This is a genomic window from Hymenobacter cellulosivorans (assembly GCF_022919135.1).
In the GTDB taxonomy this organism is placed as follows: domain Bacteria; phylum Bacteroidota; class Bacteroidia; order Cytophagales; family Hymenobacteraceae; genus Hymenobacter; species Hymenobacter cellulosivorans.
This window is the reverse complement of the sequence record NZ_CP095049.1, coordinates 1,829,416-1,845,473: the sequence shown is the minus strand read 5'-3', so window position 1 is coordinate 1,845,473 and position 16,058 is coordinate 1,829,416. Positions and strand designations below refer to the sequence as shown.

Here is a 16,058-nt window from a genome sequence, read left to right as displayed (position 1 = left end):
CTTAGCGGCGTTTTACGAATTTTTCGGCGCTGCCTTGCAGCCAGTACTCCCAGTTCTTGCGCACCACTTTGCCTCGCAGATACTTCTCAATCATGAGCGAAGCCAGGGGCGCGGCCGAGGTGCCCCCGAAGCCGGCGTTTTCAATGAACACGGCAATGGCAATCTTGGGGTCTTCGGCCGGGGCAAAGGCAGCGAAGGTGGCGTGGTCGTCGCCGTGGCGGTTTTGCACGGTGCCGGTTTTGCCCGCCACCGAAATACCGAACTGGGCCAAGCTGGCGAAGTTGCCGGTACCGCCGCGCCCGTCGACCACGGCCTGCATCCCCGGAATCACCGACTCAAAGTACTTCGGGTCGACGCTGGTCATGTGGCGCTGGGTGTACTCAGGCAGCGGCCCGCCCTGCCCGATGCCGCGCACGAAATGGGGCGTGTAATAGTAGCCGCGGTTGGCAATGGTGGCCATGATATTCGCCATTTGCAAGCCAGTAATACCGATTTCGCCCTGCCCAATGCTGAGCGAGTACACCGTCTTGTAGCCCCAGCGGTGGTAGCCATAGGCCTTGTCGTAGAACTCGGGCGAGGGAATCAGCCCCTTTTTCTCACTGGCCATGTCCACGCCCAGCTTGGCTCCCAGCCCAAACGACATGACCTGCCGCCGCCACTCGGCCAGGCCCAGGCGGGCGTCTTCGAAACGGTTGGTGGAGCGGCCGCGCAGCACGCTGGCCCGCATCACCTGGTAGAAATACGGGTTGCAGCTGTTCTTGATGGCAATGGTCACGTTGCGGGGCGGCTCGTGGCGGTGGGTGCAGCGCACCAGCTTCCAGTTGCAATCAAATGGCGTTTCGGGCGTCACCACCCCCATTTGCAAAGCCACCAGCTCGTTTACCATCTTAAACACCGAACCGGGCGGGTACGTCGCCATCAGCGGGCGGTTGAACAAGGGCCGCTCAGGGTTATTGAGCAGTTCCATGTAGCGGTTGCCCATGCCCTTGCCGGTCAGAATGGAGGGCTCATACATCGGGGCCGATACCATGGCCAGGATTTCGCCGGTTTTGGGGTCGAGGGCCACGATGGAGCCCCGCTTGCCCTGCATCAGCATCTCCCCGTACTTCTGCAGTTCGATGTCAATGCTGGTGTGCAGGTCCTGGCCGGCTACGGAAAGCGTATCAAACTCGCCGCCCCGGAAAGCGCCCTTCTCAATGCCGCGCACGTTGACCATGCGGTACTGCACGCCGCGCCGCCCCATCAGCACCGATTCGTAGAACGACTCCAGACCGGTAATGCCCAGGTTGTCGCCGGGCAGGTACTTGGCGTACTTGGGCTTTTCCAGAAAGGCCGGGGTAATGGCGCCCACGTAGCCCAGGGCATGAGCCATGTTTTCGGTTTTGTAGGAGCGGGCCATCCGGGCCTTGATGCTGAAGCCGGGAAAGTCGATGAGGTTGTCCTGAATGGCGGCCAGCTCGGGCGTGCTCAGGTTCTGGACCAGCGGCGAGGCCTTTACCCGGGAGTAGGCGCGGGCCGTTTTCAGCCCCTCCCGGATTTCCTCCAGCGGCAGCTGCAGCAACTGGCTGAAGCGAACCGTATCGAGCTTTTTTACCTCCCGGGGCACCACCATCAGGTCGTACACCGGAATGTTCTGCACGAGCAGCTGCCCGTTACGGTCGTAGATCAGGCCGCGGTAAGGCACCTGCACGATGCGCTGCAGCGTGTTGCGGTCGGCGGCCAGCTTGTAGCTGCCGTCGAGGACCTGGATGTAGAAGAGTCGGGCCCCAAATACCAGCGCCACGACCAGGAATAAGGCCTGAACGACGTACTTGCGGCCTTCTAGGTATTGCAAAGCGAAAGAAACTGAGGGTAAACATGTTCCGACTCACCAGCCGGATTCACAAAGATACGAACGGTGAAGTGGTGAAATTGTGAAGCGGTAAGTTATATCCCGCACCTACCAGGCAACTTCATCAGCCGCCCACCTCTCACCGACTTCGCCTAACAACAGCCGAAGTTCAAAACGTTTTTCTCTGCTCAACAATTGCTTGCCGGAGCCAATCATTCCCCGGTAGATTTTCGGGCACAAACGCACCTACCCACCTCACCAGCTGCCCTACCTACTGCGGCGGCGGGTGGGGAAGAACACCAGCTGGCTAATGAGCAGCGTAAGGCTGGTGTAGAGCGTGCTGATCAGAATTTTGGCCAGCGTGAGGCCGAAGAAATGGAAGCTGCCCAGCTCCAGCAGGAAAAAGGTAGTGTGGTGAATCAGCACCAGCAGGCTCAGGTACACCACAAACCACTGCCAGCCCATCTGGTGAATACTGGCCGAGTCGGCCGAGTCGTATCCGTCGCGCGGGGTGAGCAGGCGCAGCACCCAGGGCCGGAAGTAAGCCAGCACAACGGCCGCAGCGGCGTGCAGCCCACCGGTGTCAAAAAACAGGTCGACCACAAAGCCGGTGATGAAGCCCAGCATGAGTTGCACCACGATGGGCGTGCTGATGGGCAGAAACAACAGAAACCCGATGTAGAGAATGCACCAGCCCAAATCGAACAGCACAAAGTCGGTGCCGCTGATCAGGAACACGTACAGGCCCACGTAGAGCACGAAGCGCAGCAGCTGAATGATGATGTCGCCTACTCCCCTCACGGCTTTTCCTCCTCTTCCAGCTTAATGCCCGTACGAACTTCCACTGTGTCGCGCTCAGCCTTAGGCCGGGCGCTGACCACGTACACGTAGGTGAGCTTGGTGAAATCGACCGACAGGCGCACCCGCACCGTCCAGAAGTTCTTATCCGGCTCCCGGACAAAGGATTCGACCCGGCCAATCATCACGCCTTCGGGAAAAATGGCGTTGTAGCCCGACGTCACGACGGTGTCGCCGCGCACCAGCTTGTTCTGCCGCGGGATGTAGTCGAGCAAGGCGGTGGTAGGGTCGTCGCCAAGCCACTTGATGCTGCCGAAGGTGCCGTCGCGCTGCAGCTTGGCCGAAATCGAAGTTTTGGAGTGCAGCACGGAAGTCACCGTGGCGTAATGCTCACTAGCTACTTTCACCCGGCCCACCACGCCAGCGGCGGCCAGCACACCCATGCCTGGCTTCACGCCATCCACGGAGCCGACGTTCAATGTAAGGTAGTTATCCACTTTTCGAAGCGAATTGTTGATAACTCGGGCCGGAATCAGTGGATAATCCGGGTCACGGGCCGGAATCTGGCGTAATCCCAGCAACAGAGAGTCCGGGCGAGCCAGCTTGCGCAGGCGGGCCTGGCTCACGCTGTCCTGGGCCACGGGTAGGGTATCGGCTTCCCGGCCGGCCACGTCGGAGCGGTAGAGTTGCTGGCGCAGCAGGGCGTTTTCGGCTACCAGGTTTCGGTTTACCTCAAACAGCCGAAAATAGTCGTACACCCGGGTCCGGACCGCCAGCACTTCGCCGGTATAGGCGTTGGCCGAGTTGAAAAACGCCGCTTTCTGGTACGAGCTGTTACGCACATACAGATACAAACTCAATACCTCCAATAGTCCGAACACCAGGATGCCCCGGTAGCGGAAAAGGAAGTTGAGCAGATTGTTCATGCGTAAGTCAGTCGGGAAATAAGAATGCAAGAAGGAGGAATGAAGAGGTCGGACCAGGTCCCTTCTTCATTCCTCCTTCCGCATTCCGCTTTGTAATTAGGTCAGCAGTACGCCTTTAAACGCCTGGATATCCTTGATGGCCTTGCCAGTGCCGCGCACTACGGCGCGCAACGGGTCTTCGGCAATATGAATCGGCAGCTTGGTTTTCACGGCCAGGCGCTTGTCGAGGCCGCGCAGCAGGGCACCGCCCCCGGTCAGGTGAATGCCGTTTTCGTAGATATCAGCCGACAATTCGGGCGGCGAAATCTCCAGGGCTTTCAGTACGGCCTCCTCGATTTTGGCTACCGACTTGTCCAGGGCAATGGCAATTTCAGACGAGGTTACCTTGATAACCTTCGGAATACCGGTCATCAAATCCCGGCCGCGCACCTCGAAGTCGGGCGGCGTCACGTCGAGCTCGGTCAGGGCCGCACCCACTTCTATTTTGATCCGCTCGGCGCTCCGTTCCCCAATCAGCAGGTTGTGCTGCCGGCGCATGTAGTCCAGAATATCCTGGTTGAACACGTCCCCGGCCGTCTTGATGGACTGGTCGCAAACGATACCTGACAGGGCAATAACCGCAATTTCGGTGGTACCGCCCCCGATGTCGATAATCATCGAGCCGATGGGTTGCTCCACGTCGATGCCGATGCCGATGGCGGCGGCCATGGGCTCCTGAATCATCCACACTTCCTTGGCTCCGGCGTGTTCGGCGGAGTCACGCACGGCGCGTTTTTCTACTTCGGTGATGCCTGAGGGAATGCAGATAACCATGCGGTGCGAGGGCTGAAACAGACGACGACGCGTGTCGATCATCTTAATCATGCCCTTTATCATTTCCTCGGCGGCGTGGAAGTCAGCAATTACGCCGTCTTTCAGGGGCCGGATGGTTTTGATGTTGTCGTGGGTCTTTTCGTGCATTTGCTGCGCTTGCCGGCCCACGGCAATTACTTTATTCGTTGTACGGTCTTTGGCGATGATGCTCGGCTCATCCACGACGATAATATCGTTGTGAATAATGAGCGTATTGGCCGTCCCCAGGTCAATGGCGATGTCGCTGGTAAGGAAGTTGAAGAAACCCATTGAGTAGCGGCAATTAGAAGAGAATGCACAGTTTAGCTCCGTGCAAAGTGGGCGCAAAAGTACACAAGTTTCAGCGAAGCACCACCGGTATAATCATGGCATGGCCGGCAACAGCGGCACCAAGGCAAAGGCCGAGCTACGACCTGCCGCGAAGCAGTGCCACCGCTGAAACGCAGCAAACGCAGATTCCGCTCAAGCATTGCCCGCCGAGCTTGTTTTTCGTTGGAAAACCTGGTGTCATGGCGAGCGAAGTGCGGCTATCCGTCCTCTGTGCGGACTTCTTTAAAGTAAAAAGCCCTGACGTTACGCTAACGTCAGGGCTTTCTGGTAAAAGGTCAGTCGTACTGTGCTGATGGTCCTCGTGTCATTGCTTCGCGCTGCTCGCAACGACACGAGGACCAATCAGCACAGTACCAACCTAGTGCTTGAAGTGGCGCACGCCAGTCATGACCATAGCCATGCCGAGCTGGTCGCAGGCGGCAATGCTGTCGGCATCCTTGATGGAACCGCCGGGCTGCACCACGGCCCGGATACCGGCGGCTCCGGCAATTTCGACGCAGTCGGGGAAGGGGAAAAAGGCGTCGGAGGCCATAACGGCGCCCTGTAAGTCGAAGCCGAAGGACTTAGCTTTCTCAATAGCCTGGCGCAGGGCATCCACGCGCGAGGTCTGGCCCACACCAGAGGCCAGCAGCTGCCCGGCCCGGGCCAGCACGATGGTATTACTCTTGGTGTGCTTGCAAACCTTGGCCGCGAAGACCAGGGCTTCCGTTTCCTCAGCCGTGGGCGCCGACTGCGTTACCACTTTGAAGTCGGCGGCGGTTTCGGTCTGCCGGTCGAAGTCCTGCTCAATGACGCCGTTGAGCAGGGTTTTTACCTGCTTCTTGGGAAATTCCACCGGCTTCTGGCGAAGTAGGATGCGGTTTTTCTTGCTTTGCAGAATCGGCAGGGCTTCGGCCTCAAACTCGGGGGCAATCAGCACTTCGAAGAACAGCTTGTTGAGCTCCTCAGCCGTAGCCGCATCCACGGGCTTATTGACGATAATCACGCCGCCGAAAGCGGATACTGGGTCACAGGCCAGGGCATTGAGGTAAGCCGCGTGCAAGGTTTCGGCCTGAGCTACCCCGCAGGCGTTGGTGTGCTTGAGGATAGCGCAGGCGGGCTGCCCGTCCTGGAATTCCTGCATGAGCAGCACTGCCGCGTCCACATCGACGAGGTTGTTGTAGCTGAGCTGCTTGCCGTGGAGCTGGTCGAACAGGGCCGACAAGTCGCCGTAGAAGGTGCCGGCCTGGTGGGGGTTTTCGCCGTAGCGCAGGCTGGTAGCGGGCTTCTGGCTTACTTTCAGCGCCGTACCGTCGATGGCGGTACCCTGGCTGAGGTAGTTGAAAATGTGGGTGTCGTAGTGGGAAGTGGCCTCGAAAGCGGCGGCTGCGTAGTGGCGGCGGTCCTCCAAATCGGTGGCTCCGTTCTTTTCGCGCAGCAGCTCGGTTACGGCCTCGTACTGGTTGCGGCTGCTGACGACCAGCACGTCGCGGTAGTTTTTGGCCGCGGCCCGCAGCAGGGAAATGCCGCCGATGTCGATTTTCTCGATGACGTCGGCTTCGTCGGCACCCGAGGCCACGGTTTCCTCGAAGGGGTACAGATCCACAATCACCAGGTCGATGGGCGGAATGTCGTGCTGCTCGGCCTGCTCCAGGTCACTGGCCTCGTGGCGGCGGTGCAGAATGCCGCCGAATACTTTGGGGTGCAGGGTTTTGACTCGGCCGCCAAATACTTCCGGGAAGCCGGTCAGGCTTTCCACGGCCGTTACCTCGGCGCCCAGCTCCTGGATGAATTTCAGGGTGCCGCCCGTGGAGTACAGCTTCACGCCGTGCTCTTTCAAAAGCGCCACCAGCGGCTCCAGACGGTCTTTGTAATAGACGGAAACGAGGGCGGAGCGAATGGGCTGCGACATAGCAAGAAAGGTTTTTGGTCTGAACGATTGACGGCGCGAAGGTAACCCCGCTGCCTTCGCCGAGCCAACCAGCCGTGTTACCGAATTGTTATGCCCACACATCCGTAGCAGCTCCGCCGTACGCACTACGCGTGAGTTGTTCCCGACCTGCCTCGGCTTATCCAGTGGTGAGCAGCGCACAAAAAAAGCCCCGACCACGAGCGGGTCAGGGCTTGTTGAGCGGCGGAAAAAGCGGCTTAGCTTTCGGTGGCTTTCACCTTTACTTTACCTTTTTTAGCTTTTACTTTATCGACCTGAGCACCGTCCTGCCCCCGACCACGGCCGCCGCGCTGCATGCGGTCCTGCTGCATTTGGGTGAACTTAGCGTACTGGTCGGCGGTCAGCACTTCTTTGAACTGAGCCTCGTACTTGTCGCGGTTGGCCTTCAGCTGAGCGCCCATCTGCTCACGGGTGGCGCCTGCCGGGCGGCCCTGACCGCGCAGGGCCTGGCGCTCCTGCTCACGGGTCAGCAGGATCTGCTTGATGCGGCTGGTTTGGTCGGTACTGAGGCCCAGTTGCTTGGTGAGCTGCTCGCTCTGCCGCGTGGCGCGCTCTTCAGGCGAGGCCTGCTGGTGCATGTCGCCGCGGCCTCTGGTGGCCGGAGCAGTGGTTGTAGTTTGGGCGGCGGCAGTGCCAATGGTGAGGGCAAAAGCGGCCAGCAGGGGAAGCAGGGGAAGTTTCATCGAAGAAGGGATTTAATAAGGATTGTCGTGTCTTTGATGGCAGAGCCAGAGGAGAGTTTAATGGCGGCACTTAGCGGCGACCATCGTAGCGGTTGTCGTTGCGGTGCTGCGCTTCCCAGCGAGCCCGCTCGGCGGCCGTCACGCGGTGACTGCGGTCGTAGCCGTAGTTAAAATCCCGGTCGTTGCGGTCGTTGCGGCGGCGCTCTTCTTCCAGGCGGCGCTGGGCTTCGAGTCGACGCTGCGTATCGAGGCGCTCCCGCTCCAGGCGGGCCCGCTCGGCCGAACTCAGTTTGTTTGAGCGGTTGGCATCGTTACGGTGGTCAGCTTCCCAGCGGGCCCGCTCCGCAGGCGTCACGCGGTGGTTGCGGTCGTAGCCGTAGTTGAAGTCTCGGTCGTTGCGGTCGTTGCGGCGGTCGTCTTCGCGGCGGTCATTTTTCCAGTCAGCGGCGGGAGCAGGCGCAGCGGCAAAGGAGTTGGCTGAAGCCAGCAGGGCAAAAGCGGCGGCCAGGGAAAGCAGGGAAGTTTTCATGTTGCGGGAAGAAAAGTAGCAGTGGAAAGGGAAGACTGCCGCGCCTAGTCAGGTGGAGGGCAAGCCGGTGAAAAGTTTGTTTCAAGCGCTTGATTCCCTCTTTGCAAGCTGAGTGCCACCTCCAGGCCCCTTGCCCGGCCGCCGCGCTTTCGTCGGCAGAAGCCCCGCTTCCATCGGCCGCCGCCCCGATTCAGCCGACCGAAACCAGCTTACCAATGCTGCTTTTGCCTCTTACCCGCCGCTTTTCCCGCCCAGGAAGCCCGCCGGTAGCCGCCTGTCTTTTGCTAAGGCTGCATAATTCCCTTGTTTGCTCTCCTTGGCTATTGAAGCCACGGCTATACATACTTTGCTTACCGCCGGGTATTTGTTTGTCCTGCGGGCAATAGCCTTCAGCCCTGGCCCGACGCTGGCTGCACCGGTGCAGGGTATATGCAAAAGGCCCGGGAAGGCATCTGCACCGGCGCAAATGCCTTCCCGGGCCTTCTGCCGCCAATGGCAGCAGGCGGCAGGGCGAACGAAATCAATTAGCGCGCGACGCGGGTGTAATACACGCGTAGGCGCAGCGGGTGAGTGGCATTTTGGGCGCTGCCCAGTACCGTGCGCTCAGGGGCCGCCACGCTTTCGGGCCCTAGCAGGATACCCTGATTGAGCAGCGTGCCGCGCAGCACGTTCTGCACGTAGGCGCTCATCCCCAGGGTGTAACGGCCTTGGTCGAGGCCGGTGCGCTCCGACACGCCCCGCTGATAGGCCAAAGCTACCAACGCCCCGTCGCTGGTCAGAAAGTAGGCCCCGTTGCGGTTGGCGCGGTCGGTGAGGCGGGCATAGAGGGTGGCGGGCGGCGGCCAGAACCGGTTTTCGGCATTGCTCACCGTTTCTATCGTCAGCTGGGCCGAGTTAATGACGATGGTGCCGCCCAGCTCTTTGAGTTGGGTTAGGTAAGGAAACTCCAGCTTGGTTTTGAGCCCTAACCCGGCCTGAATAAAGACTTCCTCCTCCGTAGCGGCGCTACCGATACTCTGCCGGATACCCGTCAGGGCGGCCAGCTTGGTACCGGTGCGGTCGGCCTGAAGCTGGAAGAAGTGGGTGAAGTCGCCGGCCAGGTTGATGGGGTAGCTCAGGGCCTCGGTGGGCGCGACCGGGTCGTGATAATACAGGAGCAGGGCGCAGGCCTCGGTAGCGGCGCTCCAGCGTACCAGGGCCGCGTCGTCGGTGGAGCCGGGCGTGAGTACCAAGCCCGGCAGGCGGCTTTGCAGCTCCCCCAGCGTGGTCAGCTGGCTGTTCTGCCCGGCCTGCCACAACTCCTGCCCCAGGCTATTATCGAGGCGCACCCGCAACTTACCCAGGCCCGCGCGGGCCCGGAAGGAGCGGCGGCCCAGCACCGGGGCCGCGTACGGCAGAGCGTCGTTGGCGAAGTACGTTTTGTTGACCTGAAAGGCCTGCTCCAGCCGGTGTACTTCCAGCTGCTGGGTACGGGTGGTATCGCCGTAGCGGTAGGTATCGGCGGTGAGCACCAGCACCAGCGAGTCGTAGCGCAGGGCCGGGTCGGGCGTGAAGGCCGCCGTAATGCCCGTCTGCAAATAACTCCGGCCCGTAATGGTACCCAGGAGCGGGTCGTGGTAGCGGCCCAGCAGCAGGTAGCTGGTGGTGGCCGAAGCTACCGAGTCGGTGAGCACCGTGCTGGCCCGCACCGTGATGGTATCCGTGTAGGCTGCGTCCAGGGCTACCGGGTTGGGGCTGGGTAGCTCCTCGCCCAGGTCGTCGGGGTCGGTGCAGGCACCCAGCAGGGCCAGCAGCATAGGCAGGGCCCGGGGCAGCAACTGCCAAACGAGGCCGTAAAAACGCAGCTTACTCATTTTTGGCATCGGGGGCCAGTTCCCAGGTGTCGTCGAGGCGGGTACTGCCCGAGTTGCCCAGGCTTACGTAGCCCCGGTCGCCGAGGGCAAAACCCACCGGATAGGTGCGGCCAGCGCCGGCAAAGGCGGTTTTAACCGTCCAGGTATCAGCACTGGGATTGTATTCCCAGCAGTCGGTTTTATTGCCGGCATTGGCGCCCAGGGCCACATAGCCTTTCTCGCCAATCACGAAGCTAGCGGCATTCTGGCGAGGCAGGGCGCTGTAGTCGTAGTCCAGGTCGTCGTTGCTGTCGTCGTGGTACACAAGGTCCTTGTGCTGGGTCCAGAGCTCAGTGCCGGGGTCATACGACCAGATATCGGTCTGGAAGATGCCGTTGTCGGCGCCCAGCAGCAGGTAGCCGGTATTGCCGATGCTGAAGGCCGTGGCCCCCATACGCTTATTGCCGCCGAAGCTGGGTTTCTGGGTCCAGGTGTCGGTAGCGGGGTCGTACTGCCAGAAGTCTTTCTTGGCGTTGCCGTCGTAGCCCGTGCCCACGTAGCCTTTGCCATTGATAGTCATGGCCGCGGCGTTGTAGCGGGCCGAGCCGCCGAAATCGGCCTTGCGGGTCCACTGGTCGGTGCTGGGGTCGTACTGCCAAAAGTCCCTGAGCCGGTTCACCCCGTCGTAGCCGGTGCCCACGTAGCCTTTGCCATCGGCAGCAAAGCCCACGGCCAGGTAGCGGCCCACGCCGGGGAAGTCGGCCCGCTGCCGCCAGGTGTTGGTCGTGCGGTTGTATTCCCAAAAGTCGGTGAACTTGTCGATGCCGTCGGTACCCAAACCCACGTAGGCTTTGTCGCCGATGGTGAAGCTGACGGCCGAGTTGCGGGCCAGGCCCTCAAACTGGGAGCGGCTGGTCCAAGTACCCAGCACGTCTGCAGTAGCGTCGTCGTCTTTGGAGCAGGAACCCAGGCCCAGCGCCAGGGCCAAGAGCAGGGCCAGCGAGAGTAGTTTTTTCATAAAGTAAGCAGCAGACAGTTGGTTGATATGTAGCAGGAGGAGCCTCCAGAAGGCCGGAGCGTTGCAGCGCCCGACCTTCTTTTCGCTTTTATTCACTCACCGGGGCAAACCTAGGCGCTGACCAAACCGGGCTGCCACCGCACTCGGCCACCGCCCTAAGTTCCTAGACCAACCGCCCGATTTCGTCGGCTGAGCTTCGCGCTTGTCGAAGGTTTTACAACCTGTTTTGCCCGCTGCTTTAGGCATAAAAAAGCCCGGCCACCACACGGGCAGCCGGGCTTGCAACCGGACGAAAATCCTATTCAAGAATCAGGTCCAGCGGCTCATAAACTGCATAAAGGCCTCCTTATACTGGTCACTGACGGCCAGCGTAGCGGGGCCAATCTGGACGGTGTTGCGGCGCACGGCCTCAATCTTGTCGAGGGCCACGATAAACGAGCGGTGAATGCGCAAAAACCGGCGAGCCGGCAGCTTCTCCTCCATGGCCTTGAGGCTCATTAGGGAAAGTAACGGCCGGGGCGCACTGCGCAAATGTACTTTCACGTAATCCTTGAGTCCTTCCACGTAGAGAATATCGTCCAGAGCCACCCGAATCAGCTCATATTCCACTTTCAGAAAGATAAAATCGTCCTCGGCGGCGGCTGGCGGCGCAGCAGGAGCCGGTGCCTGGTGATGCTCGGCGTAGGCCTTGGCCTTGGTAGCAGCCCGCAGAAACTCCTCGTAGCTGAAGGGCTTGACCAAATAGTCGAGAGCATCAACGCGGTAGCCGTCAAGGGCATACTGGTTGAAGGCCGTCGTGAAAATAATGCGCGGACCGGTGCCGGGCGTGCCGCGGTCTAGCACCCGGGCCAGCTCCAGGCCCGTCAGCTCGGGCATCTGAATATCGAGAAAGAGCAAATCCAGGTCGGGGTGCTCGTGCAGGCTACGCAGGGCTTCTACCCCGCTCGAATACTTGCCTACCAGCTGCAAAAAGGGCGTTTGCTCGATGAAGGCAGCCACCATGCCCAGAGCCAGGGGCTCATCATCGACGGCAATGCATTTGAGGATAGTCATACGGTGTGCAAGGTTAGGAAAACGCAGAATTCGCCTTCCGGCGTGGTTGCTTCCACCCGCAGCACGTAGCGGCCGGGATAGAGCAAATCGAGGCGGCGCTGCGTGTTGGCCAGCCCGATGCCGCTGCCCTCGTCGAGGCTGGTGGCGCTGGCGGCAAAGAGCGTATTGCACACTTCCAGCTCCAGCACGTTGGCCGAGGCCTGGCGCACGGCCACTCGAATCCGGCTGGGCTGAGTGGCACTCACCCCGTGCTTAAAGGCATTTTCGACGTAGGGCAAAAGCAGCATGGGCGCAATAGGCACGTCGCGCACGGGCTCGGGCCACTCCAGCTCCACCTGCACCCGCTCGGTCAGGCGCAGCTTCATCAGGGCCACGTAGTCTTGCACAAAGGCCAGTTCCTTGACCAAGGAAGTCGTGTCGGCGGGCGTTTCGTAGAGCACGTAGCGCATCATGCGCGAGAGGGTGTGAATGGCCTGCCGGGCCGCCGCCGCGTCGACCACCGTTAGGGCGTAGATGTTGTTGAGCGTATTGAAGAAAAAGTGCGGATTGATCTGGGCCTTCAGAAAGCTGAGCTCGGAATGCACTTTCTGCTGTTCCAGTTCCTGCCGCCGCTCGGTGTCGGTTTGCCACTTCTGCACCGCCGCCACGCTGGTACTGATGCCCAGCACGAGCAGCGTCGTAAGCAACCCCACCATATCGAAGCGGCGGGGTCGGAGCCGAAACGGGCCACCATTGCCCCCTCCGCCGCCCCGAAAGCCACCCGGCGGCCGTAGATGCTGGTCCATGAGCGTCTGCAGGTTTAGAGCCGACTCGGCCAGCTGGGACAAGGCCATCACGACAGCCGCCGTAAGCAGGATTACCAGCACAAACCAGCCCGCGTGCCCGCGAAACAGCAGGCGGGGCACGCTCACGTAGGCTGTCAGGTAAAACGCGACAATCCACAAACCGAATACCAAGGCTTGCTTGGCCCAAAACTGCCAGGGCAGCTCAAAACGACCCAGCAGTGGGTTGAGCAGCACTAGGCTCAGGCCAAACAGGCCCCACATCAACACGTGGATTAAGGGCGTCAGATAACGCCGGATTGGAAACGCAGCCATGCAGGTCAGCCCAAGGTTGAAAAGCCCAAACTTACTACCACGCCGGGCCTTAGGTGCGCGCAATGGACTGCCCCGCGCATTGCCTCGACTGGCGCGCCGCTTTCATCGACCAGCCAGCAGCCAGGGTGCACGACTACACCGCTCCGGCTACCGGACGGTTGGTGCGCAGGCTGTCGAGGCTCCAGATGCCGGACCCGTAGGCGGCTATAAACAGGAAAACAAAACAGTACACCACGGCCAGCTCGCCCTCGTTGATGATGGGCAGCGGATGCTTGGGAAAGTGAGCCATGAAGTAGGCCACCGCCATAGTGCCGCTGGCCAGAAAAGCCGCCGGGCGGGTAAACAAGCCCAGCATGATGAGCAGTCCGCCCACTAGTTCGATAATACCGGCCACGCCCATCAAGGACGCGAGGGGCATACCCGAACCGTCGCCGGGAAAGCCCAACAGCTTCTGACTGCCGTGCATGGCGAAAAGCAAGCCGACCACGATGCGGAGCAGGGCGTAGGCATAGGAAGCGTAGGAGGAGTTCATACAGCGCAGAGAAAAGGTGAAGTCTTTCCTACGCGCCTCCTCCCCTGCTAGTTAGCCCGAACCCCTAGAAGGCCTCGCCGATGCTGAAGTAAAAGCCCGTCGAGCCGTCGCGGGCCAGGCCATAGTCGAAGCGGATGTTGAGCCGGTCGCGGCGGTTGTACTTGAAGCGCAGACCCGCCCCCCCAATGGCCTTCAGCTCGTTGCGGCCCAGGTCGCCCACCGTGTTGCCGACTTGGCCCAGGCTGCCGAAAATGGCTCCGTTGAAGCGCCAGAACAGAGGCCGACGTAGCTCGGCCTGCAAGGCCACCAGTTGCCGGTCACGGTAGCGGCCTTCGTAGTAGCCCCGCAGAATTTTGTCGCCGCCCAGGTTGGCCAGCTCCCGAAACGGGACGTGCCCGCTGTGAAACTGCCCCACCAGCTGCGTTGCCAGGATGGTTTTACTATTCCGCCCCAGCGGCTGGTAGTGACGGGCATCGAGCAAGTAGCGGGTGAAACGAAAGTCGCTGCCCAGGGCGCGGCCGTTGAACAGGGCCGAGAGTTCCAGGTAGTTACCCGAGTAGGCGCTCAGAATATTGTCGCGGCCGTCGTAGAGGAAAGCCGGGCCTACGCCGGAGGCTACAGTACTGGCCTGCAACTCTTCCCCGGGCCGCTGTAGCAGCAGGCTGGGCCGTTGCTGGGGCGTGCCTTCGTCAATGTTCTTGCGCACCTGTACGTCGCGCAGGTTGGTTAGGCGGTATTGCAGCCCGGCAAATACGTTGCGCCGCACCTGCCGCAGCACCCGCTGGTTGACGATGATGAGCTTATACTCAATCGTGGATTCGTCGTCGCGGCTGGTGTTGGGCCCAAAGCCGTAGTAGTTGATGGGGTACTTGTAAAAGTAGCTCAGCTCGCCGTTAACCAGGAATTTTTCGCCCGGTGTGAAGACGTTGTGGGTCAGCTGCACCAGACTTTGGTTGTTTTGGGTGCGCCACACTACCAGGCGGGCGTTAGACTTGCGCGCAGTGGTATCCTGACCAAAGCGCCACACTGGCAGCATGGCCAGCCCGTAGCCAACGCCAGTTTCGGGCTGGGAAAACACAATCGGGAAGGGTAGAAAGCTGGGCTTGGCCGGTTTGGTCACGGCCGCTACTGGCGCAGCTGGCTCGGGCATAGCCGCCGAAGCTGGTGCAGGCGTCTGCGAATAGGCACGGGTAGCCAGCAGACTACCCAATAAACAGGAGTAAAAAAGGCGCATGCAGTAGAATAGGCGGTGGGGCTGATTGCCAAATAAGCAACAAATTATCCTATTCTAAACACCTTGCTTTCAACTTCTCAGCAGTTGCGAAATGCTCCGTTTTGGCCGGGCCAAAAACACGGCAGCCCCGCCGAGAACCTCAGCGGGGCTGCCAGTAGCCAAAGCCGGCGGAAAGCTATTTAGAAAGCTTCGCCAACGGCAAAATAAATGCTCGGGGCCGTATCGGTGCCGCCGGCGTAATCGAGGCGGATGTTGAGCCGGTCGCGGCGGTTGAAACGGAAACGCAGCCCCGCGCCGCCGGCCAGCTTGGTGTCGCCGAAGCTATACTCGCCTACTTTGTCGCCCACTTGACCAGCGCCGAGGAAAGCCGCCCCGTCGATGCGCCAGAACAAATGCTGCCGCACTTCGGCCTGAGCCGTCATCATCTGCCGGCCCCGGAAGCGGGCTTCGTAGAGGCCGCGCATCAGGCCGGCGTTATTATACTGCGAACCGCCCAGGTTAGCGCCCAGGCCGCCCAGCTCCCGGAACGGGACGCTGCCGGAATGAAATTGCCCCAGGTATTGCAGCGCCAGAATCGTGTTGTTGGAACCCAACAGCGGCCGGAAGTAGCGCAAGTCGAGCTGGTAGCGCTGAAATGTGTAGTCGCTGCCCAGGCCTTTGCCCGTGAACAGCGCGTGGGCATCAATGTAAATGCCGCGGTAGGTAGCCAGCACATTGTCGCGGCCTTCGTAGAGCAGCGAGGGGCCCAGGCCCGATACGATGCCCCCCTCCTGCTCTTTTTGGGGCAGGTTGCGGAACAGACTCGGCCGGTTTTCATTAATATCCTCAATGACACGCACCTTGCTGGTGTTGGTCAGGCGGTAGCGCAAGCCGCCGTAGAGGTTGTGAGCCGTAATGCGCCGCATAAACTTCTCATCAAACACGAACAGCTTGTAGCCAATAGTCGATTCGTCGCTGGATTTGGTGTTGTTGCCTAGGCCATAGTAGAAAAACGACAGGTCATACTGGCTCAGCTCACCAGCGAAGTAAAACTTCTCGTTGGGCGTGAAAACGGTATGCGTGAGCTGAATTGTGCTCTGCTTTTTCTGGGTATACCAGGCAATCAGGCGGGCGTTGGATTTGCGCACGGTGCTGTCCTCGCCGAAGCGCCACACTGGCAAAATGGCCCCACCGTAGCCGAAACCGGTTTCCTGCTGGTAAAACAGCACCGGCACCGGTATAAAGTTGGGCTTGTCGGCCGGGTTCTTGACGGCCGGCGCTACCGCGGCACCAATGGGGGCAGGAGCTTCCGGCAGGGCAATGTCCGGAATGACGGGAGCAGTTTGGGCGTGGGCAGCGGCGGCCAGCACTTGCAGGGCCAGCAGCGGGTATAGAAAGCGCATACTAAGGAATTGAAGCAGAAAAGGATAGCAA

At 60.5% G+C, this 16,058-nt stretch carries 14 protein-coding genes; all 14 read right to left on the bottom strand.

Features of this window, described 5'->3' with window-relative positions; translation table 11 throughout:
• Position 1: 1 nt before the first annotated feature.
• Positions 2–1,834, bottom strand: a complete 1,833-nt coding sequence (gene mrdA / locus MUN80_RS07960; protein WP_244721996.1) for a penicillin-binding protein 2 — start codon at positions 1,832–1,834, stop codon at positions 2–4.
• A 264-nt stretch (positions 1,835–2,098) separates the two neighbouring features.
• The gene (locus tag MUN80_RS07955; protein ID WP_244721991.1) at positions 2,099–2,632 is read right to left on the bottom strand and encodes a hypothetical protein; all 534 of its coding nucleotides are present in this window, start codon (positions 2,630–2,632) and stop codon (positions 2,099–2,101) included.
• Positions 2,629–3,555 (bottom strand): rod shape-determining protein MreC, encoded by a 927-nt coding sequence (gene mreC, locus MUN80_RS07950; protein ID WP_244721988.1) that lies wholly within the window; start codon positions 3,553–3,555, stop codon positions 2,629–2,631. Before mreC ends, MUN80_RS07955 begins: the two co-directional genes overlap by 4 nt.
• A gap of 96 nt (positions 3,556–3,651) precedes the next feature.
• On the bottom strand, positions 3,652–4,677 hold the full coding sequence (locus tag MUN80_RS07945) for a rod shape-determining protein (protein WP_100339144.1): 1,026 nt from the start codon (positions 4,675–4,677) through the stop codon (positions 3,652–3,654).
• Positions 4,678–5,095: 418 nt separating this feature from the next.
• Positions 5,096–6,628 (bottom strand): bifunctional phosphoribosylaminoimidazolecarboxamide formyltransferase/IMP cyclohydrolase, encoded by a 1,533-nt coding sequence (gene purH, locus MUN80_RS07940; RefSeq protein ID WP_244721987.1) that lies wholly within the window; start codon positions 6,626–6,628, stop codon positions 5,096–5,098.
• A 236-nt stretch (positions 6,629–6,864) separates the two neighbouring features.
• Positions 6,865–7,350, bottom strand: a complete 486-nt coding sequence (locus MUN80_RS07935) for a DUF4890 domain-containing protein (protein ID WP_244721985.1) — start codon at positions 7,348–7,350, stop codon at positions 6,865–6,867.
• A gap of 70 nt (positions 7,351–7,420) precedes the next feature.
• Positions 7,421–7,879 carry a hypothetical protein gene (locus tag MUN80_RS07930; RefSeq protein WP_244721984.1) on the bottom strand — a complete coding sequence of 153 codons (459 nt, stop codon included), beginning with the start codon at positions 7,877–7,879 and terminating at the stop codon, positions 7,421–7,423.
• A 524-nt stretch (positions 7,880–8,403) separates the two neighbouring features.
• Positions 8,404–9,732, bottom strand: coding sequence for a DUF4270 family protein (locus tag MUN80_RS07925; RefSeq protein WP_244721982.1), 1,329 nt, complete (start codon positions 9,730–9,732; stop codon positions 8,404–8,406).
• Positions 9,725–10,729, bottom strand: coding sequence for a Kelch repeat-containing protein (locus tag MUN80_RS07920; protein ID WP_244721980.1), 1,005 nt, complete (start codon positions 10,727–10,729; stop codon positions 9,725–9,727). The genes MUN80_RS07925 and MUN80_RS07920 overlap by 8 nt, the downstream gene beginning before the upstream one ends.
• A 309-nt stretch (positions 10,730–11,038) precedes the next feature.
• Positions 11,039–11,782: a LytR/AlgR family response regulator transcription factor gene (locus tag MUN80_RS07915; protein WP_244721979.1), complete on the bottom strand. Its 744-nt coding sequence runs from the start codon at positions 11,780–11,782 to the stop codon at positions 11,039–11,041.
• Complete coding sequence (locus MUN80_RS07910) at positions 11,779–12,879, bottom strand: sensor histidine kinase (RefSeq protein ID WP_244721977.1); 1,101 nt, start codon at positions 12,877–12,879, stop codon at positions 11,779–11,781. The genes MUN80_RS07915 and MUN80_RS07910 overlap by 4 nt, the downstream gene beginning before the upstream one ends.
• 133 nt (positions 12,880–13,012) lie before the next feature.
• Entirely contained in the window at positions 13,013–13,411 is a 399-nt protein-coding gene (locus MUN80_RS07905) for a DoxX family protein (protein WP_244721975.1), read from the bottom strand.
• 64 nt (positions 13,412–13,475) lie between these two features.
• Positions 13,476–14,645: a BamA/TamA family outer membrane protein gene (locus tag MUN80_RS07900; protein ID WP_244721972.1), complete on the bottom strand. Its 1,170-nt coding sequence runs from the start codon at positions 14,643–14,645 to the stop codon at positions 13,476–13,478.
• Positions 14,646–14,824: 179 nt separating this feature from the next.
• On the bottom strand, positions 14,825–16,027 hold the full coding sequence (locus MUN80_RS07895; protein ID WP_244721970.1) for a BamA/TamA family outer membrane protein: 1,203 nt from the start codon (positions 16,025–16,027) through the stop codon (positions 14,825–14,827).
• Between the last annotated feature and the right edge of the window lie 31 nt (positions 16,028–16,058).

Coding starts and splice junctions, on each gene's coding strand:
- MUN80_RS07905 (WP_244721975.1), bottom strand. CDS start 13,411: ATGAACTCCTCCTACGCTTCCTATGCCTACGCCCTGCTCCGCATCGTG.
- MUN80_RS07945 (WP_100339144.1), bottom strand. CDS start 4,677: ATGGGTTTCTTCAACTTCCTTACCAGCGACATCGCCATTGACCTGGGG.
- MUN80_RS07930 (WP_244721984.1), bottom strand. CDS start 7,879: ATGAAAACTTCCCTGCTTTCCCTGGCCGCCGCTTTTGCCCTGCTGGCT.
- MUN80_RS07895 (WP_244721970.1), bottom strand. CDS start 16,027: ATGCGCTTTCTATACCCGCTGCTGGCCCTGCAAGTGCTGGCCGCCGCT.
- MUN80_RS07900 (WP_244721972.1), bottom strand. CDS start 14,645: ATGCGCCTTTTTTACTCCTGTTTATTGGGTAGTCTGCTGGCTACCCGT.
- MUN80_RS07935 (WP_244721985.1), bottom strand. CDS start 7,350: ATGAAACTTCCCCTGCTTCCCCTGCTGGCCGCTTTTGCCCTCACCATT.
- MUN80_RS07920 (WP_244721980.1), bottom strand. CDS start 10,729: ATGAAAAAACTACTCTCGCTGGCCCTGCTCTTGGCCCTGGCGCTGGGC.
- MUN80_RS07910 (WP_244721977.1), bottom strand. CDS start 12,879: ATGGCTGCGTTTCCAATCCGGCGTTATCTGACGCCCTTAATCCACGTG.
- mreC (WP_244721988.1), bottom strand. CDS start 3,555: ATGAACAATCTGCTCAACTTCCTTTTCCGCTACCGGGGCATCCTGGTG.
- purH (WP_244721987.1), bottom strand. CDS start 6,628: ATGTCGCAGCCCATTCGCTCCGCCCTCGTTTCCGTCTATTACAAAGAC.
- MUN80_RS07915 (WP_244721979.1), bottom strand. CDS start 11,782: ATGACTATCCTCAAATGCATTGCCGTCGATGATGAGCCCCTGGCTCTG.
- MUN80_RS07925 (WP_244721982.1), bottom strand. CDS start 9,732: ATGAGTAAGCTGCGTTTTTACGGCCTCGTTTGGCAGTTGCTGCCCCGG.